The organism is Corynebacterium sp. NPDC104732 (assembly GCF_055583565.1).
The window spans coordinates 268464-292989 of the sequence record NZ_JBVJNS010000002.1; the positions used below are offsets into that span (position 1 = coordinate 268464).

Here is a 24526-nt window from a genome sequence, read left to right on the forward strand (position 1 = left end):
CTTTTTTCGTCTACAGTGGTGTCTGACACGTCCACGTTAGAAGGAGTTTCCCGTGCGCGAGCTGAAATTTGTAGCCGAAGAATCCACAGCGTCGTCGCTGGTTTTCCGCGCAGACGACGAGGACTTCTTCGTTGAGGTCACCGACGAGTTGCGCCAGCTTATCGACGCCTCCCCCGCCGAACCACCCGCCCCAGCGGACACCACGGAACCCGAGCCCGAGCAGACCCCTGAGCCGGAGCCTGTGGCGGAAAAACCGGCACCCCGCGAGGTCGATCCGCGCCTCTCCGCGCCGCTGAAGATGCGGCCACGCGAGATTCAGGATCGGGTTCGCGCTGGCGCTACGATCGCGCAGCTCGCGGAGGAAAACGAAGTAGCGGAGGCCCGTATTGAGCCGTTTGCACACCCAGTACTGATCGAGCGCGCTCGGGTAGCGGATATGGCGAAGCGTTCCCACCCGGTACGGGAAGACGGCCCGGCTAAGCTCACGCTGTGGGAAGTGCTAGCTACCGCTTTTGCGGCCCGTGGCAACGACCTGTCGACCTCAACCTGGGATGCATACAAGGATCCTTCCGGCCAATGGGTGGTGCGGGTGTCCTGGCAGACAGGAATGTCCGATAACACCGCGGAATGGTCCTATCACAGCCACGGCATGAGCAACGCTACTGCGGTTGCCCGGAACGCCATCGCCGCGGAGCTCACTGATCCAGACTTTGGTCAGCCCGCTGTGCGTAACCTGTCGCCGGTGGAACGCGATGAACAACCGGCCGAGGAACCGGTGGAGACTACCGAGGAAGAATTCCTCCAGCATCCGGAGAGCGCTCCACAACCACAGAAGCGTCGTCGTAAAGCGGTGACGCCCCACTGGGAGGATGTCCTCCTTGGTGTGCGCACTAACACGAAGCGACCACGAGGGTAGGCCGCCATGCAGCCGCATGACGCCGTCGTGACATTGTGGTTTGTCAATGTTAGCGATCCCGCAGCGGTTCTTAACGCAGGTCCGAAGGCTGACCGCGGGTTTGGGCGGAAATACCTGGCCTTGATGAATCCCTCCTGGCCTATCTCCGTGTTCGGCGAGTTCCCACTGAATCGTTCGGTCAGCGCGTCGAAGGGCGAGTTTTATATCGCGGGCTACCCGGGCGTGACGGTGGTGCAGACGTTCCTCGAGGAGATGACTGTGCTGTCAGAGCTGCCCACGAAGCTGCTGAACTCCATCGAAGCCCGCGACGTGTACGCCTTCGCAGAAAACGGCGACACCGGTTTCGGTGGGATTGCGCACTGGCAGGGTGGCGAACTGCGACGCAGCTTCTGTGCGCGCCGCGACCGGGTCTATGAGGACGTCGGCCTGCCGGAGCCCTTCGAAGCGCCGCTGTGGGCCGGGGAAGCTACTGGCATCAACCTGCCGTTTGAGCCGATTGACCTGGTCCGCGAGGCAGACACACACTGGCTCGGCATCGACATTTCCGCCGACGGCCCGGACCTCTCAGTGGTCGGATACGCCGTCGACGGCCGCAAAGAGCCACGCTTATCGACGCCCCGTCCCCCACGTTCAGTCAGCGACATGGTCGAATCCGCCTCCACCAAGCTCGGTCTGAACCCAGCCACCCGCGCCTACGACGACTACGAAGAGGCCCCCGACGATGCCCGCCCCGACCGCGCTGGCCAAGCCTGGGCTGACGCGAAGGCTCTGGCAAAGTCTGCGCGACGCTCCCTGCGAGCTTTCGGAGAAACAGTGAAAGACAAACTGCGCCACACCGATCGGGGTTAGTAGGCAGCGCTGCCGCTCGTTGAAAGCGATCGACACGACAAATCTACTTTTACTATTTCCGAAGCATGAAATTGAAACCGATGATAAGGTGAGTGTGATCTTAGTTACTCGATTTGGGAGTTGCAATGAAAAAAGTCTGACAGGCCTCTTGGCCGCACTAATCCTGTTCGCCAGCTCAGGACCATCAGCTGTGGCTCGAGCACCCACTTTTACAGCAGATCACGCTTTAAGTCTCGTAGAAGCCAACACAAAGAACCCCGGTGAATTAGTTTCCTTATCGGAAACTGCCCATGCAGAGCACGATACTCTCTCAATGATGCGCAGCCAAGCCGATCCCAATGCTCCAGTCATCGAAAGCCTACTTCCCCCGAGCTCAAGAACACTAGAGATCCGTAGACAAGACGGGATCCAGTTGGTTTCCATCCTCGAAGCAGAATCCGACGAAGACCTAAAATTTGAGTTTCCTGGCAAATGGCTCGATATCACTCAAGAGGGCTATGTAGTGGTCCGTCAAGAACAGTGGGGAGAACCGGAAGCATTGATCGATCCCGCGTGGGCCGTCGATTGGGAAAACCGACCAATTCCCTCACACTACGAGATCGAAGGCAGTACGTTGATCCAGAAAGTTGACGCTTCATCAGCCATTTTCCCAATTGTCGCTGATCCATACATTCGGGACGTGTTCTCTGGCGGTAAGAAGATAGGACAAGACCTTGTATTCACAACTGACGATATGACATGGGCAGCAGCCGGTCTAGCTTCGTGCATGGCTGGTTTAAGTCGCTTCACACATGTGGTGCCAAGTACAATCGGCAAGATTTGTGGGGCCATCGGAACAATCGGCTCTCTTTTTGGCCCTTTTTTCACCAATGGTCATTGCTTAGCTATCCGAGGTATCGGCCCTGCTGATGGATACAATGCTACTTTCCCCGTTCGAGTGCGCTGCTAGTCAAGATGTCTGATCGAAAACTCGTTGTTTCAGCCCCTATCCCAATACTGGTGTTCTTGACCTTGACCATTTGCGCGACAGCAACGAACACCTTTCGCACGGAGAGCCTGCTCCTCGTTCCAATTGTTGTAATTCAGACACAATGGAAAGAAGTCGGATTTTTCAGTCAGCTGCTGTTTGCGGTCTTTGTGGTGGCCGACGTGGCAGTGCTGTCAACGTGGCCACACCACTGGGATCAGTTCGCCCCCTATTTCCTCGTCCAAATCGGGCTAATCCTGGCGCTGTCGCTCGTAGAACGCTATCGCCGCGGCCGTCGCCAGGTTCAGTGAGTCGGTGCCGGGAGCCATCGGGATCTTCGCGCGGGTATGCGTGACACGCATTGTCCGCTCTGTCAGGCCGGGCCCCTCCGCGCCCACCAGCAGCGCAACCTTCTCGTGATCCCCCGCCAACGCGTCTTTCAGCAGGGTCTCAGTGTTGGGGGTCAGGGAAACCAGGTGGAACCCTGCTAATTGTTGTAGTTCGTGGTGCCAGGTCCGAGGAGTACCACCAAAATGCGCGAACGGAATGCGCAGCACGTGTCCCATGGATACACGCACTGACCTGCGGTAGAGCGGGTCAGCGCAGGCCGCCCCGAATAAGATCGCGTCCACCCCCATACCGGCGGCGTTGCGGAACATCGACCCGATATTTTCGTGATCCCCCACACCTTCGAGGATTGCGATGGTTTTTGCTCCGGCGATCGCTTCCGCGATGCTGAGGGCTGGGGCACGATCGGCTGCTGCGAGCAGGCCCCGGTGCATGTCGTAGCCCGCGACCTCAGCGAGCACGTCCCTAGTCACGCAGTAGATCGGAATGTCCCGGGTCAACTCCGCCACACCTTCCTCAGCAAGGAAGGAATCCAGCTTGTGTTCAAAGCCCACCAGCGCGCGGACCGGGAACCGCGACTCAAGGCAGCGTCGCACCACCAATGGCCCCTCAGTGATCACGAGCCCCTTTCCGCCGGGCAGGTCGGGGCGGTTGTCGGAGTGCTTGAGGTCGCGGAAATCGTCCAGGCGTGGATCCGCGGGGTCATCGATGTGAATGTAGGTAGCCATAGCAGTGTCATTTTAGCGCCACGGAACTGCGTCGATAAGCCAGCGCCCTATGCGAAAACCCGGCCGCGCCTTAAGGCAGCGCCGGCCGGGTCACCAGAAACAGCAGTGATTACGCCAGGGCATTCATCACTGGGTCGATAGCGAAGAACACCATGAACAGGATGGCGATCAGCCAGAGAAGCCAGTGCACCTGCTTGCCCTTGCCGGAGGCCAAAGCCATGAAGACGTAGGCGATGAAACCGACGCCGATGCCGTTAGCGATGGAGTAGGTGAACGGCATGACCACGATGGTCAGGAACGCCGGGAGCGCGATGGTGAAATCGGTGAAGTCGATTTCTTTGATTTGCCCCATCATCAGGGCACCGACGATCACCAGTACCGGGGCCGCGGCTTCGATGGGAACCACAGAGTACAGCGGGGTGAGGAACATGGCCAGCAGGAACAGCACACCGGTGATCACGTTGGCCAGGCCAGTGCGGGCGCCGTCAGCGATACCGGCTGCAGAGTCAACGTAAACCGTGTTGGAGGACGCAGACATGCCACCACCAACGATCGCGCCAGCGCCCTCCACGATCAAGGCCTGCTTCATGTCTGGCAGGTTACCGTGTTCATCAGTGAGTCCCGCCTGCTTACCAAGGGCCGTCATGGTGCCCATGGCGTCGAAGAAGTTGGCCAGCACCAAGGTGAAGATCAACAGGCAGGCGGAAAGCACGCCGACACGGGTGAAGGCGCCAACCAGGTCAACAGCACCGATGATGGACAGGTCTGGCAACCCGCCGAGGGAATGCGGAATTTCTGGGACAGCCAAAGACCAGCCGGTTGGGACTGGCTTGCCATCGACGAAGGACGGCCCCGCACCGAAAATGCCTTCCACCACCATGGCGATCACCGTGGTAATCACGATGCCCAGGAACAGTCCGCCACGCACGTGCCGGGCCACCATGATGCCACAGATGATGAGACCTGCGACGAAAACGAAGGTCGGCCAGGAAGCGATGGAGCCGTTAATACCAAGGCCCACTGGCACGGTGGTGCCTGCTGCGTCCGGGATGCGACGCACAAAACCGGAGTCCACCAGGCCGATCATGGCGATGAACAGGCCGATACCCACACCCATCGCAGCCTTTAGCGCGTCAGGGATCGCGTTGAATACAGCTACGCGGAAGCCAGAGACAGCCAACAAGACGATGATGATACCGTCGATGACCACCAGGCCCATGGCTTCGGGCCAGGTCAAACCTTCGCCCGCGACCATGGTCACAGCCACGAGGGTGTTAATGCCCAGGCCGGTGGCGATACCGAACGGGTAGCGTGCGACTAGGCCGAAGAGGATGGTCATGACGCCAGCGGCCAGCGCGGTCGCAGCCGCGACCTGTGGGACGCCCAGCGCGTGGCCAGTCTGGTCTTCAATGGTGCCGATAATCAGCGGGTTAAGAATAATAATGTAGGCCATCGCGAAGAAAGTCACGACGCCAGCGCGAACCTCGTTCCCTACTGTGGAACCGCGTTCACTGATAGAAAAATATTTATCCAACGCACTGCGTTGCGATACTGCGGGTGCAGTCATATGTTCTCCCAAAAACTAAAATGCACCTTGTCATGGTGATTGGTGCCCGTTACACTTTTGCACCTCACGCAGGGCTTTCGCAACATGGGCTGTACAATAAACCAAACCAAAAATGCAGATGGGACCACCGCCACGTGACCAAGATCGCGCTCATTGATAACCATGATTCATTTACGCACCTACTCGCTGATTTGATTTTCCGCGCAGTAGGGATAGCGCCCACGATCGTGCCCAATGACGCTCCCCTCCCCGACGCCGACCTCTACATCATCTCGCCGGGCCCGGGCCACCCCGCACATCCAGCGGATATTGGCACCTCGGCCGAGGCGATCCGCAGCGACACCCCCGTGATTGGGGTGTGCCTCGGGCACCAGGCGATCGCCCTGCACGCCGGCTGCACTGTGACTCGCGCGCAACATCCGCGCCACGGCCTAGAAAGCCAGGTACATCACGACGGCACCGGGATTTTCGCCGGGATCCCCTCCCCTTTCCAGGTGATCCGCTACCACTCGCTCGAAGTCACCGACCCGACCGGCGTCGAAGTGCTAGCGACCGCGGAAGACGGCACGATTATGGCTCTCCGGCGCGTCGGCAAGCAGCAGTGGGGCGTGCAGTTCCACCCCGAGTCGATCGGCACCGGGCACGGTGAGCGGCTGATGCGCCAGCTTATCGACGCCACCGGCGCCCTCCCCACCTGGCACCGCCGCGCCACCGACCTGGTGAGCCCCGCCGCGCTTGTCGACGCCTGGCGCACCGAATACCCCTACCTGTGCTGGCTCGATACCGCGACAGGCGACGGCATGCACCTTATTGGCGCAGGCCACCGGCTCGTTGCGCCAGACGATGTTCCACACGGCTTGCTGAGCCTCGACTCCGATCCCGCTCCGGTGGACTTCGTGCCCGGCGCGCTCGGTGTGCTGCCCTACGAGGCGACGGGTGGCAGTGACGGTGGGCCGTATGCGGCAGGTGAGCTGCTCGTTCCAGAGGTGGTGTACCAGGTGTGCGGCGAGCAGGCGTGGCTGCTGTCCCAGCACGAGGTGCAGCTGCCTGAGTTGCGGGAGCCGGAGCCAGGGACATTCTCCGGTGAGATCACCCTCAAGCACGCAAAAGACGAGTACGTGGGGCTGGTTCAGCGGTGCCAGGAGGCCATCGTGGCTGGCGATTCCTACGAGTTGTGTCTAACCACGGTGGCGTCGGCGCGCTGCGAGGCCGATCCACTGAAGCTTTATCTGCGCCTGCGGGAGCAGTCTCCCTCCCCAATGGCAGGGTTGTTCTTGGGCGAGGTCAACGTGCTTTCTGCGTCGCCGGAGCGGTTCCTGTCCATCCACAACAGCGTGGTGGCGGCGTCCCCCATTAAAGGCACGAGGCCACGCGGGCATGACGACGCCGCCCTCATCAAAGATTTGGAAACCAGCGTGAAGGATCGGGCGGAAAACCTCATGATCGTGGATTTGCTGCGCAATGACCTGGCTCGTTCCTGCGAACCTGCCAGCATCGCGGTGCCGGAGCTGTGCCAGGTGTACACGTTTTCCCGCGCCCACCAGATGATTTCCACGATCACTGGGACGGTGCGCGCCGGGGTGAGTCCCATGTCGGTGGTGCGGGCAGCGTTTCCGGGTGGTTCCATGACGGGCGCGCCGAAACAGCGCTCCATGGACATCTTGGCCTCGCTGGAAGCTCAGCCACGCGGTTTTTACTCCGGCTGCATGGGGTATGTGTCCGCCACTGGCGACGCCGATTTTTCCATCCTGATCCGCACTGTGGTGCAGCGCGGTGACCTGCTTACATACGGTGCCGGCGGCGCGGTAACGGCGCTGAGCGACCCGGCAGAAGAATACGAAGAAGTACTGGTGAAGATGGAGCCCTTCCGAGTGCTGCTGGGGCAACAATGACGGTAACGAGTTTCCGGATGGTCGGGGGTCGGGTCCGTGGTCTAGAGCTGCATTGGCGTCGGCTCGGGCTGTCTCCGCAGGGGCAGCGCGAGGTGCGGAAGCAGTTGCGTGGGTTCGGGTCGGCCCCATGCTTTCCTCTAGTCAGGGCTACCGGCGAGGTGGAGTACCGTCCCGATCGCCCTATCAAGGATCTGATTAGTGTGGATCCGGTTCCGCACCTTGATCAGCGGTGCGACCCCACCTGCAAGGGACCGGATCTTGGTTGGCTAGCTGGGACAATGTCGACATCCCAGTCTCGGGGCTACGACGAAGGCCTGCTCGTTGATGGCGATGGCTTCCTGGTGGAAGGCATCTTCTCCGCATTGATCGTGTTCACACCTTCCGGCCCGGTAGTTCCGGCGCAACCCCGTCAGCTGGAATCGACGACGCTGCATCAGGTCACCGAGTTTTTCGGCGGGCTTCCCACCCGACAGCTTCGCCCGGAGGGGCATCCGATGTGGCTGCTCAACGCGTTTTCCGGGGTGCGCACCACCTCCGCCAAGTACCCGGTGGACGAGGTCAATGCGTGGCTGTGGGCGCGGGCGGATCTGGTTTAGAAGCGCTGTTCTTTAGAAGCGCTCGTCGTCGAAGGGGGTGTGCTCCTGTGCAGCGAGGTTTTTCGCAGGTGGGGTCTCCGAGTGGGCGCCGCATCCGTAGGAAGCGTGCACGATGTGGCCGTCGTCGGCGAATTCGTTAAAGCACACGCCGAAGAACTTTCCGATCTGGTCCACCTGCACGTAGAATGCGCAGGTTTCGCATTTGAGCGGGGATAGTTCGGCGCTTTCGGTGGTGGGTCCGTAGGCGTCCTGCCAGCGTTTGAGGGCGCCTTGAAATCCGATCTTGGTCAGGGTGTGCCCGCGGTCTGTTTCTTCCAGACGTTCATCGTCGGCGCGAGGCGGGATGTACAGGCCGGGTTGAAGGTCGCCGGGTTGGACGCGATCTTCGTAAGGCACCCAGTCTGGGGCTTGCAGGGCGTCGCGGCCCGCCATGAGGGCAACTTCGTTGACGGTGACGAAGCGTGATCCTTCCGCGCATGCCAAAACGACGTTCCATTCCCAGCCACGATAACCGGGAACATCGGCCTCAAAATGATGCGCGACAGCGTTTTTGGAGAGCACGGTGACTCCGGTGTGTTCTCCGACGCCATCCTCCCCCATATCGGTGATGGCGCGGCGTGCGATTCCGATTGCTCGGGTGTCAAAAAGCGGTCCTCGGCGTCGTCTCTTAGCTGTTCCCACACCCCCATTATGGCTGATGGGGCAAAATAGGAATCTATGAGATCCGCATTTGTCGCCGCGCTGGCCGTGTTACCCCTCGTTGTGAGCTGTTCGAGCGAGCCGAAGCAACTTACGGTGGAGATCGTGGCGACTCACCCCGGGGACCCCACTGCGTTTACCCAGGGTTTAGAGGTATCCCGGTCTAACCCGCAGGAGTTGCTCGTGGGGACCGGGTGGTACGGCGAAAGCCGGATCCTGCGTCGCACCGTAGATGGGCGGGAGCTCGCCAGCCAACCATTGTTACCGCAGGAGTTTGGGGAGGGCATCACCCAGCACGGCGACGAGGTCTGGCAGCTGACCTGGCAAAATGGCACCGCTTATCGACGGCACTCCCACACTTTCGAGGTCACCGACCAGGCAACGTTTGACGGCGAAGGGTGGGGGCTATGTTCCTTCGACGATGCACTGATCATGTCCGATGGCACCAGCTCGTTGCGCGTACTGGCCCCGGAGACCTTTGCGGAAAAGGAGCGCGTGGATACGGGCGTCGACAAGCTCAATGAGCTCGAATGCGTGGGGGACGCCATCTACGCCAACCGTTTCCTCACCACCGACATCTATAAGTTTGATCGAAAGGGCCACGTCACAGCCATTATTGATGCCTCCGGGCTACCGAACAACGCGGCGCCGGATTCCAATAATGTCTTGAACGGCATCGCGCACATCCCCGGCACAGATCGGTTCTACCTCACCGGAAAGAGGTGGCCTGACATCTATGAGGTTCGGTTTGTCGAGAAGAATTAACTAGCATTAAGCACCATGGCGAGCACTCGTAAACGCAACCTCACCCAGTTCCTCATCTTGATCGTCGCTGTCGTCGTGGTGGTGGCTGGTTCCATCGCATTCCAGAAATGGTGGAACAATCGGCCGGGCCCAGAACCTGCGACCGTCACGATTAAGGCGAATGGCCAGGACATTAGCCCCTACATGGTGTGCGAACCGGGACTGGAATGCCCCGAAGGCGAGGTCCCATCCGTGACTGTGGGGCCGGATGACACCTTGAAGATCGAGGTTCCGAAAGAAATCTACGACCACGACTGGTCCGTACTGAAGATCTACGACGATCCAGCGTTCAATGATCAAAGCTTCTTCAAAGGCCACGAAGCCAAGGACGTGGAGATTAAGGGCTCCGCAGACGCAGAACCTCGACCACGATTGGTCGTGGTCGAGGTCTCTACAGTATTAATTGGTCACGATGCGAAAGGTGTGGAAACCCCTTACACCGTGGTCTGGTCAGTACATACGTCCTAAGCATCCAGTTCTTTAGCCACCGCCCGCAGGATTTCCGCCACCTGGCGGCCTTCCTTGCGGTCCGGGTAACGACCAGCCTGGAGTGGCCCCTGCACGCTTTCCAGCAGGGTCATCATGTCGGAAATCATCGATGCGAGTTGCTCAGGCTTGTACTTGTGGATTGGTTTGCGGCCAGGGGCGTCATCAAGCACCTTCACGCGCAGGGCCTGTGGCCCACGACGGCCGGCAGCAAAATCGAAATCTAAGCGCTGACCGGGGTACAGTTCAGTGACACCCTTCGGCAGCACCTGGCGGTTAACGTAAACGTCTTCATCACCCGGGTTAGACACAAATCCGAACCCGCGTTCGGCATCAAACCACTTCACTTTGCCAATAGGCATGTTCCATACCTCCGTGTTGTGCAGGATGTTAGGCGACCAAAATGTGGCCACTCGAGCGATTTAAGATAAAGACTAAAGTCTACCCTAGCCCGGTTCTGGTCAGGAAGTCGCCCCGGTCGCCGACTTCACAGCTACTACATTCCCCTAGGTGATCACCTTCACAACCGGCCATTTCCCCGCGATGTGCAGGCATTTTGTGTCCAAATTGAAACTTACAGCAATTTTTAAGGCTCAGAACGTGACTATTTCGTAATAAACCGGTACCGTTAAGTCTCAAGCACGGCGCTCGTTGACACCTACTCTATCGCCTAACCCTGTCTGAGAGTAGATGCAGCAAGCACATAGTCAGTGCAGTTTCAACATTGACCGTACAAACTTCATCAACAGACAGGGGCGGGGAACCCACAATGGGGATTTTCCCTAGGGGTGAAGCCGCTTCCCGCGGCCAGGCAATAATCCTCCGCCTGAACCCGACAGCTAACCTCGCAGGCGTTAAATGAGAGGAAAACAACTACTTATGGCACGTCACGCCGCTAAGTCTGCTTCTTTTGCAGCAAAGTTCGCCGCTTCCACCATTGCTTTCGGCACTGCAGCAACCCTGCTCGCCCCAACCGCTTCTGCAGCTTCTGACTCCGACTGGGACCGTCTCGCAGGCTGCGAAGCTGGCGGCAACTGGTCCATCAACACCGGCAACGGCTACCACGGTGGCCTGCAGTTCTCCCCTTCCACCTGGAACGCGAACGGCGGGCAGGAGTTTGCACCATATGCATACCAGGCAACCCGTGAGCAGCAGATCGTCGTCGCTGAGCGCGTGCTCGCCAGCCAGGGCTGGGGCGCATGGCCATCTTGCTCCGCCAAGCTGGGCCTGAACTCCGCACCAACCCCTCGCGCAACCCCAGCACCTGCAGCTGTTGCCTACGACGCACCAGTCACCCAGGCAGGTGCGCCAGCAGCTGACGCAACCTACGCTCAGATCGAAGCTTTCTTCGCCGCTCGTGGCCAGGAAGTTCCAGCTGAGGTCAAGGGCTTCTACAACGCCAATAAGGGCGCAGTTCAGTCCTTCCTCAACGCTAACCCAGCACAGGTTGCCACCAGCTCCTAAGACAGCGCCCTAGCCAGCTAACCGCCCGCCACCAAATTGGCTGGGCGGTTTTTTGCTATTTCTGAGGTGAAGTAACTGGGCTACGGACATCGTTAAGCCCGCATTTTCACCCCCTTTACAGGTCAAAAGTCGTTTCTCCCCCTGAACTAGCAATTTGTAACCTAGGCGACAAACAGCCGGCAAATCACCCTAGATCACCGTGGCGACTACCCCCACTATCACCTTTTCATTCTTCGCAAATCCCACATATACCCAAATCTTCACAAATTTGTGAAGATTGCTATTTACGGCAAATCACACCCGTGACCTGGAATGACGTGCATCACAAGTAAAAACTGTGTAGCGTCTCACATGATCTTCACAAAGGTGACAGACACCCCTTAACGCATTAGAGGTGAAAATGAAATCCGCAACTCCAACTCCCGAAGAGTTCCTCGCGGTCAGTGAGTCCGAGCAGTTTAACGAGCTCCGCGGCACTTTCCGGACGTTTGCCTTCCCGCTGTCCTTTGCATTCCTCGCATGGTTCCTCTTCTACATCGTCACAGCGACGTACGCCACCGACTTTGTCTCGCAGCGTGTGTACGGCGCCATCACCGTCGGCATGGTCCTCGGCCTGGCACAGTTCGCCACCACCGCCCTGGTGACCTGGATCTACGTCCGCTTCGCCGACAACAAGCTCGACCCAGCAACCGCCGCTCTTCGTGACACGATGACCGGCTCCTCCCCAGAAAGCGCGGTGGTCTAAATGAACTTCACCCTCGCAGCATCGGAATCCGTCTCCACCGGTAACCCGATCCTCAACATCTCCATCTTCATCCTGTTCATCGTGGTCACGATGGGCATCGTGGTCCGCGCTACCCGCCAGACCTCCCAGAAGGGTTCCGACTTCTACACCGGCGGCGCGTCCTTCTCCGGCTGGCAAAACGGCCTCGCTATCTCCGGCGACTACCTGTCCGCAGCAGCCTTCCTCGGCGTAACCGGCGCCATTGCGCTCGCAGGATACGACGGCTTCCTCTACTCCGTCGCCTTCCTCATCGCCCTCCTGGTGGCCATGGTCCTCGTGGCTGAGCCGCTGCGTAACACCGGCAAGTTCACCATGGCAGACGTGCTGTCCTTCCGTCTGCAGCAGAAGCCAGTCCGCATGGCCGCTGCTATCTCCACCCTCGCGATCTCCCTGTTCTACCTGATCGCGCAGATGGCTGGTGCAGGTGGCCTCGTGGCACTGCTCCTCGGCATTAACGGTAAGGCAGCTCAGGCCATCGTCGTCGCCATCGTCGGCGTGCTGATGATCGTCTACGTCCTGGTCGGTGGTATGAAGGGCACCACCTACGTCCAGATGATCAAGGCTGTCCTACTCGTTGGTGGCTCCATCATCATTACCCTGCTGACCTTCTTCGCCGTCAAGGGAGGTTTCAACGCTGTGCTCGAAGCTGCTGTAGCCAACCACCCTAAGGGCGACGCCATCCTCAACCCGGGCCTGAAGTACGGCAAGAACGAACTGACCAAGCTTGACTTCATCTCTCTCGGCCTCGCACTCGTCTTCGGTACCTCCGGTCTGCCGCACGTGTTGATGCGCTTCTACACCGTGCCAACCGCGAAGGAAGCACGCCGCTCCATCGTGTGGACCACTGCCATCGTGGCACTGTTCTTCCTCATGACCGTAGTCATGGGTTACGGCGCCGCGGCACTCGTCGGCCCTGAGCAGATCTCCGCAGCACCTGGTGGCGCAAACTCCGCAGTCCTCCTGCTGTCCTCCAAGGTCGGTGGCACCATCTTCATGGCCTGCATCTCCGCAGTCGCATTCGCCACCATCCTCGCCGTCGTGGCTGGCCTGGCGATCACCGCCTCCGCGTCCGTGGCCCACGACATCTACAACTCCGTCCTCCGCGATGGCAAGGCCACCGAAGAAGAGCAGGTCCGCGTTTCCCGCATCACTGTTATCGTCATCGGCATCCTCGCCATCGTCATGGGCATCGGCGCTATGGGGCAGAACATCGCCTTCCTGGTGGCACTCGCCTTCGGCATCGCAGCAGCAGCGAACCTGCCAACCATCCTGTACTCCCTGTACTGGAAGAAGTTCAACACCACCGGCGCGCTGTTCTCCATCTACGGTGGCCTGCTGACCTCGATCGTCCTGATCATCTTCTCCCCAGCAGTTTCCGGCGCCCCAACCTCGATGATCCCCGGCGCAGACTTCGCATGGTTCCCGCTGACCAACCCGTCGATCATCGCAATCCCAACCGGATTCATCTTGGGCATCATCGGCACCCTGATCGGCAAGCCAGACAACTTCCCGCTCAAGCGAGCTGAGATGGAAGTCCGCTCCCTCACCGGTATCGGTGTGGAGAAGGCTATCGCTCACTAACCCTAGGTTCGCATGATCCCCCTGGCAGGGTGTGAACTGCTCCCCATTAGTTGGAATGAAATAATCAGTTTCTAACTAATGGCGAGCAGTGCTTTGAGAGCACGACGTTCTCTAAGCACACTGCAGTGTTTGAACAAGGCGTGGGATACAGATCAGCGGTGTTGCTTATATCCCGTGCGACTCCTTGCACACCAGCTCGCGCTTCACCGCAGACTATAACTTTAAGACAAACGAAGCTGTCGATCGCTTCCTTACTGCCAAGTCCTAGATGGCAATCCCCGGGGAGCATAACCCGGGTCTCGGAGCAAAACACCCAAATAGCAAATCTACAGCAACAAAATTCCCCGAGATCCGAGTTTTGCTTCGCGGGTTTCACAGAAAAAGCATCACCCTAAACCCTTAAACCCTAAAACCTCCAACAAACAAAAACTACAGGCCCGTCAGCCGAAGCTGCGGGCCTGTAGTGCAGTAATTTACTTACTTGTTAATGCGGGTGTATGGGTGAACGTAACCGATCTTCTCTGCTGGAAGTGGGAATGGCATTTCGTCGCCGTAAGGGCTGGACGCCCCAGCCAGACGAGAAACCAATTCCGTAACAGGGTGATCGCTGGTTCCCGGGATGTGCTCTGGCCAGCCCGGATCGACGTAGCTATTCTTCTCGATTTTTGCCATGTGTCTATTGTTTCAAACCTTGGGCGAAAAAGTCACTTCTCGGGGCGTTAAACTTGGTCAATCATGAAAAAACTTAACCCCCACTCCACCAAGTCCTTGTGTTTTCGGGATTGGTTGGCCTCGTTGTCCGATGAACAGTTGTCGGTTTTGCTGCGGTTACGGCCGGACACTGTGTTACCTCTCCCACCCGGAATCGGGTCGCTAGCTGCGCGTTTGCAGCTGCGTGCGTCGGTAAGCAGGGCGTTGCAGGCGCTCAATACCACTGATCTGCTGGTGTTGGAGGCTGTGGCCGAGCTTGGTGGGGAGCTCACACCCGTTGCTGCCCCCGAAGTGGTGGAGCTTATCGGTGAGCGCACGACCGATGCGCCCTCGTCCGACGATGTACTGGCATCGGTGGCGAAGCTGACGTCATATGGCTTGTTGTTTGGCCACGACTCTCTCCGGGTGGTGCAGGAGGCCCTGCCCGCGCTTCCGTCCGGGTGGCAGCTGCTCCCGGATCCCGAGGGGCCACCGGAAGATCTCGGGGAAGTGCTAAGTGGCCTCCCCCAGCGGGCGATGAAGATTTTGACTACGCTGGCCCAGTCCGGTGGCACGGGAGTGACGAAGGATGCTGCGTTCGATGCGGACCCGGAACGCCCGATTCCACGGCTCATTTCCCAGGGGTTGCTGCATCGGGTGGATGAGTCGACGGTGAAGCTGCCCCAAGCGGTACGACGCGAGCTGCTGGGCCAGCAGCAGCTACCGTTGGCATGTCCTCCCGTAGTTGCCGAAGGCGATGATGCGCTCGCCGTGGCTGACCAGGCGGGGATCTCCGCGGGGCTTGAAGTGTGTCGCCTCATGAGGCTGCTGCTGCAGGACCTGGGGCAGCGTCCGGTCTCTACGCTCAAAGGGGGTGCGGTGGGCGTCCGGATGGTTTCGCGCTTGTCCAGGGCCCTAGAAATAAGTGAAGCTGACCTGGCGCGACTGATGTGCCTGGCGGTATCAGCCGAGCTGGTCGCCCGCGGTGTCCCAGCTCCACTCCCCGACGATGACGACGGCGGCGACTACTACACCCCCACCCCGCGCGCCGACGAGTGGCTCGCGAGCCCACTCGATGAGCAGCTGCGCATCATGCTGGATGGTTGGCGCACCAGCCCCTGGGCGCCGTGGCTGTTGGGCACAACCAAGGAAAAAACCAAGGTTCACCTGCTAGCCGCCCAGATGCACGACGAGCGCCTGGCACAACTACGCACGCAGCTTATCGACGCCCTATCCGCCCTTCCTCCCGGCGGAAATGTATCGGACACCTGGGAATACTTCCGCTTCCTGCACCCCCTGAGCAGTTCGGCACTGCCGGAAAGCATTTTCAACCAGCTCCTTGAGGAGGCCCACTGGATCGGAGCCGTGCACGACGGTGTGCTCACCAGCGCAGTACGCACCGGCGATATTTACGTGCCCGCTGCGGTGGAGCAGCTCATCATCCAGGCAGATATGACGATGCTTGCCCCTGGTCCGCTGACTCCGAAAGCTCAACAGTTCGTGGATCTCATCGCGGAGCTGGAGTCCTCCGGTCTCGCGAGCGTTTACCGGATCACGGAAGCGTCCCTTCGTACGGCGCTCGATTCGGGGCTCACCGGCGCGGAGATTATGGAGCGTCTCACTGCCCTGTCGGTGATGGAGCTGCCACAGTCGATCGGCTATCTGGTAGACGATGTTGCCCGCAAGCACGGCAGCCTTCGCGGCGGGCCCGCGATGAGCTACCTGCGCTGTGATGACCGGTCGCTTATTGTCCAAGCCGTGGCAGCGATCGGCGACACGGTGGCGCTTCGCGCCGTGGCTCCCACCGTCGCAGTTGCGCAAGCGCCGCTGATACAAGTGATCAAGGCGTTGCGCGCCGCTGGTTTCCAGCCGATCGCCGAGGATGCCTTCGGTCTCAGCATCGACCTGGCCCCGGAGCCGTCGCGCGTCGCCCAGCCAGCTGCCCGCCCTGGTCCCACCACACTTGACCCAAGTCGCATCGAGGCGGCAGTCGCCGCTATCCGGCGCGGTGACACGGCAAAGGAGGCGGTGGCCACCGGGACGCGCGCCCCAGCCTCCGAAACCCTCAGCATCCTGCAGGCCGCTGCCCGCGGTGGCAAGACGGTGACGCTGGGCTTCGTCGATAAGCATGGCGTTGCGGTACACCGTGTGGTGCGCCCTGTCACCGTCGCTGCCGGGCTTGTCGACGCCATTGACACCACCACCGGAAGCGTCCACCGGTTCCAGGTCCACCGAATCACCGAGGTAATAGTGCAATAATGGTGGTTTGACTCTTATCGGCTTTAAGGAGTGTGCCCCGTGAACTTTGACGGCCCGATGATTGTCCAGTCGGATAAGACGATCCTGCTGGAAATCGACCACCCGAAGGCAACCGAAGCCCGCATCGCGCTAGCCCCGTTTGCTGAGCTGGAACGCGCCCCGGAGCACATTCACACCTACCGCATCACCCCGCTCGCGCTGTGGAATGCCCGCGCTGCTGGCCACGACGCTGAACAGGTCGTCCACATGCTGGAGACCTATTCGCGTTTCCCAGTACCCCAACCGCTGCTGGTGGATATCGCGGAGACCATGTCCCGTTATGGTCGAGTGAGGCTCCATAAACACCCAGCTCACGGACTGATCCTCGAGTCCGAGGAGCCAGCTATTTTGGCTGAGCTGCAGCGCCACAAGAAGATCAAGCCGATGCTCGGCGCCGTGATCGATGACGCCACGATCGTGGTGCACCCTTCCGAACGCGGTCGCCTCAAGCAAGAGCTGCTGAAGGTGGGGTGGCCCGCAGAGGACCTGGCGGGCTACGTGGACGGTGAATCGCACCCCATCTCGCTGGTGGAAAAGGACTGGGCGTTGCGCGACTATCAGCAGATGGCCGCGGAATCCTTCTGGGAAGGCGGCTCCGGTGTGGTCGTGTTGCCGTGTGGCGCCGGTAAAACCATGGTGGGGGCAGCCGCGATGGCGCGAGCACAAGCCACGACGCTGATCTTGGTCACCAACACTGTGGCCGGCCGCCAGTGGCGCGATGAGCTGCTACGTCGCACCTCCCTCACTGAGAACGAGATCGGCGAATACTCCGGGGAGAAGAAGGAAATCCGCCCCGTCACCATCGCCACGTATCAGGTGGTGACGCGCAAAACTAAAGGCGAGTACCGGGCCCTGGAACTGTTTGATTCCCGAGACTGGGGCCTCATCATCTACGACGAGGTCCACCTGTTGCCGGCTCCGGTGTTCCGGATGACGTCGGATTTGCAGTCCCGTCGCCGGTTGGGGCTCACGGCAACTTTGGTGCGTGAGGACGGCCGGGAGGGCGACGTATTCTCCCTCATCGGCCCGAAGCGCTACGACGCACCATGGAAGGACCTGGAGGCCCAGGGATTTATCGCTACCGCCGAATGCACCGAGGTCCGTGTGACGATGTCCGAGGCAGAACGAATGACCTACGCGACGGCGGAACCGGCGGACCGTTACCGACTCGCGGCATCTGCCGCTGGGAAGATGACGGCCGTGCGAGCGATCTTGCGCAAACATGCAGGGGCACCGACGCTGATCATTGGCGCGTACGTTGACCAGTTGGAAGAGATCGGCGCCGAGCTGGATGTCCCGGTGGTGGAAGGCAAGACGTCCACCGCGAAGCGCGAGAAGCTATTTGAGGAGTTTCGCAGCGGCGCTCTGCGCACCTTGGTGGTGTCGAAGGTGGCCAACTTTTCCATTGACTTGCCCGAGGCTGCGGTCGCCATTCAAGTAGCGGGAACGTTCGGTTCCCGTCAGGAGGAGGCCCAGCGGCTAGGCCGGTTGCTTCGTCCGAAGGCAGACGGGGGCGAGGCCCACTTTTACACCGTTGTTAGTCGCGATACGCTTGATGCGGAATACGCAGCTCACCGCCAGCGTTTTCTTGCCGAACAGGGCTACGCCTACCGCATCATTGATGCGGAAGATCTTTAGAAGGACTCACATGCGCACGTTTTCTTTCCCCATCAACCCAGAGCACAATAAGCAGAACAATGAGTTTTCGCGTGATGCGGTCCGCCTGCAGATTTCCGCTGGTGTGTTCGGCTTGATCCTGGCCGTTATTGCATTCTTCGTGTTCCGCATCTCTGACGGCGCCATCTGGGGGCTCGCGGTGACCATTGGGCTCGCTGCCTTCGCGGCATTTTGTTTCCTGCTGATCTTCATCCTGCCGCGCCAGATGGGGTCGGCGCAGCAGATGTTTGATAGGTATCCGCTGGTCCCTGCTGTGGTCGCCGAGGTCGAGCCACGCGGCATGGTGCTGATGGCGCTTGTCGACGCCAATGCCTCCGAATCCGGTAAGCCTATCCCCGCCCTAGCCATCCGAAACATTTCGAATCTGCGGGGGCATGAGCGGGTCGTCGGCGAGCGGGTGCCTGCTGTCGCGGTATCGGGCCGACGCTCTGTCAGTTCCAAAGATCGCTGGGATGAGATCTCCCCTATGCCTATCGCCTGGGGCACCCCGGATATGGACGTGGTGAAAGAAGCGCAAAAGGCGATCCCAGAAAATGAATGGAATCGCCTTCACAAGTGCCTCGAGCGGCTGGACGACGTCAAAGCCAACCCGATGAACCTGCTGGTTCTTTAAACTGCACGCTTAAACTGTTTCGACTGCTTAGCAACAATCCGGAACAGCATGAAGATCGCTGCCGCCATGGTGATGTGGCTGAGGCCCGACACGCCCGAGAGCGCCGCCGAGTACTCACCACCCGGGTTCTGTACCTGCCAGATCCCCTTCACCACCATCATGGTGGTCATCCAGAGCAGGCCCACCACGTACGTGTAGAAGAACGGAGGGAAGAGTTTATGGTCCTCCAGGTTGAACACAGCGTTGAGAGCCATGAGCAGCAGGAAGAACATCATGCCCAGCACCAGGTAATGGGTGTGGAGGGTGGACAGTTGGGTCTGGCCCACGAAGTCCGATGCTCTGGTGAATTCCCTATAAAACACACCGGAGATCAGACCCAGGGTAGCGAACGAAGCAGCTGCGACAAATAACTTATTCATACTGTTAAGTCTAATCACGATTTAGACCATTGGCCTCAGACTTTAGTCTGATTTGTTGTCGGTTCACCACAGTGGGCGCGACGCTTCTACGGCCAAGCCACCATCACCTGTTTCGTACACTGTGGCTCGCACTCCGTAAACTTCTCGCAGCATGTCCTCGCTGATCACCTCCCGGGGTTTCCCGGCTGTGTACACCCCACCCCCTGCTAGTACCACCACTTGGTCGCAGAACCGTGCGGCATGACCTAAATCGTGAACGGTCATCACTACCGCCGAAGGAAGCTCCCGCGCGCAGGCCCGAATCTTCCCGAGCAGCATGAGTTGGTTCCGTAAATCCAGAGCGCTGGTCGGTTCATCAAGTAATAACACTGCAGGCCGACGAATCACCGCCTGGGCAAAGCTGACGAGCTGGCGTTGACCACCAGATAGCTGTGCCATGGTGCGCGAAGCGAACGCACCGAGGCCCAGCATCTCAATGGTTCGTTCGACGTCCAGACGCGCTGTGCGCCCCACGAGCAAGCCGGCGAACCCACTAAATGATTGCTGTCTGGCCAGTAGAACGCTTTCAAAGACAGTCAATGAACTAGCCGGTGGCGGATCTTGCGGTAGGTATAGGGTCTCTGCCGCGGCAATGTCACCGTTGTGTTTCTCAAGGCCTGCTATACAGCGCAACAGCGTCGATTTTCCGGCGCCATTGGGCCCAATGAGCGCGGTAACAGTTCCTGCCTGTATATCGGGCAAAGTCACATTCTCAAGTATCGGTGTGTGCCCGTTGCTTCCATAGGCAAACCCCACGCTACGCACTCTAAGAGCAGGTTCTTTGGTTAGGAGAGCCACTTTTTCCTCCTTTGAGCGGCGATGATGGTAACAAAAACGGGTACCCCCACGATGGCGGTGATGATGCCTACCGGGAGGATGACTCCTGGCTGAATGATTTTTGACACTGCTGATGCAGCCAGTAGCAGCAGCGATCCGGCCAGTGTGGCTGCGGTAAGGAAATAGCGTTGATCTTCGCCCACCAGCATGCGAGCGATGTGTGGCCCCACAAGGCCAATGAATCCGACTGTTCCTGCCATGGACACAGCAGTGGCTGCCATGAGAGAAACTACGACCAGCGTCGTAGCCCGCATTGTGTCCACTTTCACGCCCAGCGCTCTGGCGCGGTCGTCCCCCATTCGAAACGCTGTCAGCGCCCACGCGTTCCGATAGAAAAACAACAACCCCACCGTGATGACCACTGCGAGCAAAGCGATCTGATTCCAGGTTGCGCGCGTAAGGCTCCCCATCGTCCAGAAGATCACTTGCTCCAGCTGAGATTCAGATGCCAGGTATTGCATGAGGGCCAGCAGCGCATCGAAGAAGAATACGATAGCAATACCGACCAAAATCATGGCCTCAGCCCCAGCCCCCTTAAAGCGGGAAAATGTCAGGATGATCGCACAGGCAATCATCGCGAATATCCATGAGGTACCGGCCATCCCCAGCGCAGCTCCTATTCCGGTGGCCGTAACACCGGTGACCGTCGCTAATGCTGCACCGAAGCCTGCGGCAGCGGAAACCCCTAGGGTATATGGTTCTGCCAGGGGGTTTCCGAGAATCGTCTGCATTTGTGATCCTGCGGCAGCCAGGGCGCCTCCTACAACAATCGCTGTGAGCGTCATAGGCAGACGAATATCGAAAACTATTTGTCGATCAATCGCACGCGAATTCTGCGGATGTGTGAGGGTGTATAGCACCTCGCTCGCGGGCATACTTCCTGCGCCGAGAAGGAAATCTGTTAATGCAATAACGCACAACGCTATGACCAGCCCGGTGATGATAAGAAACTTCCTGCGAGCGCTTCGGCTATACCATTGCGGTGTGTGTTCGGTCTGATCGACAGCGACGGTCATTGCAGCCCTGTCCAAAAGGTGCCGGAGGCTTCGATCGGAAGGAATTGTTCATGGAAATCACGAACTTCCTTTTCGATATCCACATCCGCAAATAATTCAGGATGCATCGCTTTGGCGAACATTTCTACCGCAAGGAAATTGTAGGGAGAATCGTAGAAATGGTGCCAGGTGGCAAAGGTTCTGTTGTTCTTTACCGCGTCGGTTTCTCGGACCGCAGGCTGCTTATCGACGACAGCGCGCAGGTCTGCGGCAGCCTTTCCAGGTGGCTCACTGTACCCGAGTGGCACATAAGAACCCGGTTTCACAGGGGTTTTCCCTTGCGCCCAATCTGCACCTGTTGCGAGGATGACCTGTGGATTCTTGCCGGCTACCGCTTCCGCGGAAACCGACCCCTGCTTAGCATTGATCATGCTATCTCCTAAGTTCTCTCCCCCGGCCAGCTCGACGAGTTGTGCCAGGTTGGATTGTGCAAAGGTAGAGCAGCAGTCAAAGTAGCCGGGTGCTCGCCAGAGGAAAGTTGGGGTACGTTCCGCCTGAGCTTTTTCTAGGCGCTCAGTTACCATTCCGACCTTTTGTTCGTAGTAGTCGATGAAAGCTGCTGCCTCTTTTTCTCGTCCCAGCACTTGCCCCATGAGGCGAACACTCGGCACCGTGTTTTTTACTGGATCGACAAAATAATCCACTGTTACCGTAGGAATTCCTGCTTTTTCTAAACCGTCGATGATCCCAGCGTCTTTTGCAGCATCAAATACTCCCACGCTCATAACAAACACGTCTGGTCGGGCTTCTAGAGCCTGTTCCAGGGATAGGGTGTTGTTGTACACCTCGCCGGTGGTGGCAATTTCCGTTATTTGGGGGAATTTTTCGGCGTAACGCTCGAAGGTAGAATTGTCATTTTCCTTCAAGTCCGCAGGCCATGCGACGATTTTGTCTATCGGATTGTCCTTATTCAGCAAGGCGGTGGTGTAAAGCAAACGTTGCCCGCCCATGAGCACTCGTTCGACCTTTTGTGGTATTTCTACCTCACGCCCCATCACATCAGTCACCACCTGCGTTGGCCCTTTTTGAATGTCATCTTCTGGGGTCGCGCTGGTACAAGCGGTGATGACCGACAGTGCCAGGGTGAGCACTGCGGCGATTGCCAATCGCGTGTGCCGAATTGGGTTATGTGTCATATGTAATGCTCATCTTTCTATTTTTCTTCTTCGAGGAGTTTGTGGTTAGTGAGTAGCTGAAGCTTTCGCAGCAGAATGAATGTGGACGTAGCGAAACCAAGGATGAGGCCTAACCACACCCCGTATCCTTGCCAACGAAGCCCAACGCCTAGCAACAGCAGCGCTGGTACGCCTACCACCCAGTAGCCCCAAACAGTGGCTTGGAGCCCTGACTTGGTGTCTTTCACACCGCGCAGGAGACCGACCAGCACGTTTTGTGTTCCTTTGCAAAATTGCTGTGCTACCGCCAGGTACAGCAAGAGCGTCGCTACCTGGAGTGTCTCTGACGGCGTGGCGCCCAGAAATGGCCACAGTACGTAGCGTCCTAGCGCCACCCACACCAGCCCGACCACGCCTAAGTAGGCCCAGACTGAATACAGCACGGTTTTCGACGTCGCCCATACCACTGCTCGCCCTGTTGATGCAACCCGGCTTAGCAGCACGGATCCGCCGTGGGAGAACCCGATGCATACTTGATACACGATGTAGGCCAACTGATTTACTACGGTATGCGCCGCCAAAACCACTGGAGACAAAATGCCGAGCACAATCCCGGCAATAGCTGAAATGGCGGCTTCTGAGCCGTACGTCAGCGACACCGGAAACCCTAGTTTCAACAGCACCTTGATCGTGTCGGCATCTTCCCGACGGGGAAGCAAAGCTACATATTGTGCCAACAAGGTATCTCGGCGAATGAGGCGGAGAAAGGCGCTAAGAGTGAACACTTGCACTAATGTGGTGGAAAGTCCGATAGCAGCTACGGACAGTGCAGTGCCTCCGCCTAAGGTATGAGAGAGATACAGCAGCGAAAGGTTTAGTCCGGCATTAACTGCTATAGATACGAGGGTGACCGCCAGCAGCGAGCCGGGCCGACGCATACCGACGGCGAAATGCCGGAGTACATTGAACCACACCATCGGAAACAGTCCCGGAGCTAGCGAAGCAGCCATACCCAAAGTGATGGGAGCGACTGCTGAATCCATAGGTAGCAACAGCAACGTACCTGCCAGTGCGAAGATGCACACCACCCCTACGGTGGCGGTCGCTGTTCCTACTGCAATTGAGCTACGAAGGACTTGCCGGAGGCTCCGCCCTCTGACTACTGGATCGTTGATTGCGTCTGCTTCTGCCACAAGGTTGCCGCAGGCCGTTACCATTCCGACGCACATGGTGCGGATCTGGTTGTATAGCTGCATTGCTAACCCACCACCGGCTATCGCCGTAACACCGAGGGGCCGAAGCATAATCACGTCTGTGGTGGTGAGGGCTACGCCTGCCAATTGAACTCCCGCTATGGGCATAGCAAGGGAATAGACGTCGCGATAAGTCACCGGACGAACGTTCATGTTCGAATCACCCAAGAGAGTTCGGCAGGTAGTGAAAGTGATTTCATGCATACCTTGGAAGCTAGACAACAAACTAGACCACCGAATGGCAGGCCTTAGGTTAGGCTACCCTTATTCCGGTCAGGGGTGGAAGGGTTATTAGGGATTTGCTATTGAACTCTTAACCTTTTTGGCCGGGTATGGGCATGAAAAAGGGGGTGTGTGCCGACAAAGATCGACACACACCCCCACCACAAGTGGAGCATAGGAGAATCGAACTCCTGACCTCCTGCTTGCAAAGCAGGTGCTCTACCAATTGAGCTAATGCCCCGAGGACACCTTCGGCCCCCACCCACGCACTGTGAGCAGAGGCCAAAGGCTATGTTTGAAGTTATTAGGCCGGCAGTGACCTACTCTCCCACACCCTCCCAGGTGCAGTACCATCGGCGCAGCAAGGCTTAGCTTCCGGGTTCGGAATGGGACCGGGCGTTTCCCTCACGCTAACAACCACCGACACAACCAACAACACAAACACACACACCGTGTGCTGCGTCAGACACTGCACAATGAACACGAACAACACTTAATTTCCACCCAACGTTTAGCACTACATGTGCACCCCAAGGCAGGTGTTTTCATTATCGGCCAATTAGTACCAGTCACCTCCACACCTTACAGCGCTTCCAGATCTGGCCTATCAACCCCCTAATCTAGAGG

Annotated in this window: 23 protein-coding genes, 1 tRNA gene, 2 rRNA genes and 1 riboswitch; of the genes, 13 read left to right on the plus strand and 13 right to left on the minus strand. The window is 58.7% G+C overall.

Features of this window, described 5'->3' with window-relative positions:
* Window positions 1-52: 52 nt before the first annotated feature.
* From sepH to ACZ6ZO_RS02925, 3 genes are read left to right on the plus strand one after another with little or no spacing between them, the layout of a single operon-like run.
* Window positions 53-916, plus strand: a complete 864-nt coding sequence (sepH, locus tag ACZ6ZO_RS02915; protein WP_465290407.1) for a septation protein SepH — start codon at window positions 53-55, stop codon at window positions 914-916.
* Between the two features lie 6 nt (window positions 917-922).
* Window positions 923-1765, plus strand: a complete 843-nt coding sequence (locus ACZ6ZO_RS02920) for a DUF6928 family protein (protein WP_417925012.1) — start codon at window positions 923-925, stop codon at window positions 1763-1765.
* 19 nt (window positions 1766-1784) lie between these two features.
* Entirely contained in the window at window positions 1785-2714 is a 930-nt protein-coding gene (locus ACZ6ZO_RS02925) for a hypothetical protein (RefSeq protein ID WP_465290410.1), read from the plus strand.
* 269 nt (window positions 2715-2983) lie between these two features.
* Here the strand turns inward: ACZ6ZO_RS02925 and ACZ6ZO_RS02930 are convergent, their stop codons facing one another.
* Both ACZ6ZO_RS02930 and ACZ6ZO_RS02935 read right to left on the minus strand, forming a co-directional pair.
* A complete protein-coding gene (locus ACZ6ZO_RS02930; protein ID WP_465290412.1) occupies window positions 2984-3808 on the minus strand; it encodes a TrmH family RNA methyltransferase in 825 nt (274 codons plus the stop codon).
* Between the two features lie 109 nt (window positions 3809-3917).
* A complete protein-coding gene (locus ACZ6ZO_RS02935) occupies window positions 3918-5375 on the minus strand; it encodes an NCS2 family permease (RefSeq protein ID WP_465290414.1) in 1458 nt (485 codons plus the stop codon).
* 134 nt (window positions 5376-5509) lie between these two features.
* On the opposite strand from ACZ6ZO_RS02935, the gene ACZ6ZO_RS02940 reads away from it, so the two are divergent.
* The gene (locus ACZ6ZO_RS02940; RefSeq protein WP_465290416.1) at window positions 5510-7267 is read left to right on the plus strand and encodes a chorismate-binding protein; all 1758 of its coding nucleotides are present in this window, start codon (window positions 5510-5512) and stop codon (window positions 7265-7267) included.
* Window positions 7264-7863 carry an aminotransferase class IV gene (locus ACZ6ZO_RS02945; protein ID WP_465290418.1) on the plus strand — a complete coding sequence of 200 codons (600 nt, stop codon included), beginning with the start codon at window positions 7264-7266 and terminating at the stop codon, window positions 7861-7863. Before ACZ6ZO_RS02940 ends, ACZ6ZO_RS02945 begins: the two co-directional genes overlap by 4 nt.
* A 12-nt stretch (window positions 7864-7875) precedes the next feature.
* On the opposite strand, the gene ACZ6ZO_RS02950 is transcribed toward ACZ6ZO_RS02945, so the two are convergent.
* Entirely contained in the window at window positions 7876-8544 is a 669-nt protein-coding gene (locus ACZ6ZO_RS02950; RefSeq protein ID WP_232843318.1) for a DUF3027 domain-containing protein, read from the minus strand.
* 36 nt (window positions 8545-8580) lie between these two features.
* Between ACZ6ZO_RS02950 and ACZ6ZO_RS02955 the strand changes: the two genes are divergently transcribed.
* Together ACZ6ZO_RS02955 and ACZ6ZO_RS02960 are read left to right on the plus strand one after the other, a co-directional pair.
* Window positions 8581-9327, plus strand: a complete 747-nt coding sequence (locus ACZ6ZO_RS02955) for a glutaminyl-peptide cyclotransferase (RefSeq protein WP_182386680.1) — start codon at window positions 8581-8583, stop codon at window positions 9325-9327.
* 15 nt (window positions 9328-9342) lie between these two features.
* Window positions 9343-9834 (plus strand): DUF2771 domain-containing protein, encoded by a 492-nt coding sequence (locus tag ACZ6ZO_RS02960; protein ID WP_182386681.1) that lies wholly within the window; start codon window positions 9343-9345, stop codon window positions 9832-9834.
* On the opposite strand, the gene ACZ6ZO_RS02965 is transcribed toward ACZ6ZO_RS02960, so the two are convergent.
* Window positions 9831-10214 carry a cold-shock protein gene (locus tag ACZ6ZO_RS02965; RefSeq protein ID WP_182386682.1) on the minus strand — a complete coding sequence of 128 codons (384 nt, stop codon included), beginning with the start codon at window positions 10212-10214 and terminating at the stop codon, window positions 9831-9833. The two genes, ACZ6ZO_RS02960 and ACZ6ZO_RS02965, sit on opposite strands and share 4 nt — an antisense overlap.
* A 363-nt stretch (window positions 10215-10577) precedes the next feature.
* Window positions 10578-10722, plus strand: a riboswitch (cyclic di-AMP (ydaO/yuaA leader).
* 9 nt (window positions 10723-10731) lie between these two features.
* On the opposite strand from ACZ6ZO_RS02965, the gene ACZ6ZO_RS02970 reads away from it, so the two are divergent.
* From ACZ6ZO_RS02970 to ACZ6ZO_RS02980, 3 genes are all read left to right on the plus strand, one after another.
* Complete coding sequence (locus ACZ6ZO_RS02970) at window positions 10732-11316, plus strand: resuscitation-promoting factor Rpf1 domain-containing protein (RefSeq protein WP_182386683.1); 585 nt, start codon at window positions 10732-10734, stop codon at window positions 11314-11316.
* 400 nt (window positions 11317-11716) lie between these two features.
* The gene (locus tag ACZ6ZO_RS02975; RefSeq protein WP_182386684.1) at window positions 11717-12061 is read left to right on the plus strand and encodes a DUF485 domain-containing protein; all 345 of its coding nucleotides are present in this window, start codon (window positions 11717-11719) and stop codon (window positions 12059-12061) included.
* A complete protein-coding gene (locus tag ACZ6ZO_RS02980) occupies window positions 12062-13681 on the plus strand; it encodes a solute symporter family protein (protein WP_182386685.1) in 1620 nt (539 codons plus the stop codon). It abuts the gene before it with no gap.
* 477 nt (window positions 13682-14158) lie between these two features.
* On the opposite strand, the gene ACZ6ZO_RS02985 is transcribed toward ACZ6ZO_RS02980, so the two are convergent.
* The gene (locus ACZ6ZO_RS02985) at window positions 14159-14353 is read right to left on the minus strand and encodes a hypothetical protein (protein ID WP_182386686.1); all 195 of its coding nucleotides are present in this window, start codon (window positions 14351-14353) and stop codon (window positions 14159-14161) included.
* A 63-nt stretch (window positions 14354-14416) separates the two neighbouring features.
* Between ACZ6ZO_RS02985 and ACZ6ZO_RS02990 the strand changes: the two genes are divergently transcribed.
* The 3 genes from ACZ6ZO_RS02990 to ACZ6ZO_RS03000 are packed head-to-tail and all read left to right on the plus strand — an operon-like array spanning window position 14417 to window position 18959.
* Window positions 14417-16630 (plus strand): helicase-associated domain-containing protein, encoded by a 2214-nt coding sequence (locus ACZ6ZO_RS02990; RefSeq protein WP_465290423.1) that lies wholly within the window; start codon window positions 14417-14419, stop codon window positions 16628-16630.
* Between the two features lie 57 nt (window positions 16631-16687).
* Window positions 16688-18307, plus strand: coding sequence for a DNA repair helicase XPB (locus ACZ6ZO_RS02995; protein WP_465290455.1), 1620 nt, complete (start codon window positions 16688-16690; stop codon window positions 18305-18307).
* A 10-nt stretch (window positions 18308-18317) separates the two neighbouring features.
* Window positions 18318-18959, plus strand: coding sequence for a DUF3239 domain-containing protein (locus tag ACZ6ZO_RS03000; RefSeq protein ID WP_182386689.1), 642 nt, complete (start codon window positions 18318-18320; stop codon window positions 18957-18959).
* Here the strand turns inward: ACZ6ZO_RS03000 and ACZ6ZO_RS03005 are convergent.
* The 8 genes from ACZ6ZO_RS03005 to ACZ6ZO_RS03040 all read right to left on the minus strand — a co-directional run.
* Window positions 18956-19378, minus strand: coding sequence for a DUF2871 domain-containing protein (locus ACZ6ZO_RS03005; RefSeq protein WP_182386690.1), 423 nt, complete (start codon window positions 19376-19378; stop codon window positions 18956-18958). The genes ACZ6ZO_RS03000 and ACZ6ZO_RS03005 overlap by 4 nt on opposite strands.
* 63 nt (window positions 19379-19441) lie before the next feature.
* Window positions 19442-20125, minus strand: a complete 684-nt coding sequence (locus tag ACZ6ZO_RS03010) for an ABC transporter ATP-binding protein (RefSeq protein WP_232843319.1) — start codon at window positions 20123-20125, stop codon at window positions 19442-19444.
* A 77-nt stretch (window positions 20126-20202) separates the two neighbouring features.
* On the minus strand, window positions 20203-21129 hold the full coding sequence (locus tag ACZ6ZO_RS03015) for a FecCD family ABC transporter permease (protein ID WP_465290426.1): 927 nt from the start codon (window positions 21127-21129) through the stop codon (window positions 20203-20205).
* A gap of 137 nt (window positions 21130-21266) precedes the next feature.
* Window positions 21267-22400, minus strand: a complete 1134-nt coding sequence (locus ACZ6ZO_RS03020; protein ID WP_465290428.1) for an ABC transporter substrate-binding protein — start codon at window positions 22398-22400, stop codon at window positions 21267-21269.
* A 62-nt stretch (window positions 22401-22462) separates the two neighbouring features.
* Window positions 22463-23881 carry an MATE family efflux transporter gene (locus ACZ6ZO_RS03025; RefSeq protein WP_465290429.1) on the minus strand — a complete coding sequence of 473 codons (1419 nt, stop codon included), beginning with the start codon at window positions 23879-23881 and terminating at the stop codon, window positions 22463-22465.
* Window positions 23882-24067: 186 nt separating this feature from the next.
* Window positions 24068-24140: transfer RNA gene (locus ACZ6ZO_RS03030), tRNA-Ala, on the minus strand.
* A gap of 66 nt (window positions 24141-24206) precedes the next feature.
* Window positions 24207-24324: ribosomal RNA gene (gene rrf / locus ACZ6ZO_RS03035) — 5S ribosomal RNA — on the minus strand.
* Between the two features lie 113 nt (window positions 24325-24437).
* Window positions 24438-24526, minus strand: a 23S ribosomal RNA gene (locus ACZ6ZO_RS03040); the annotation flags it as partial.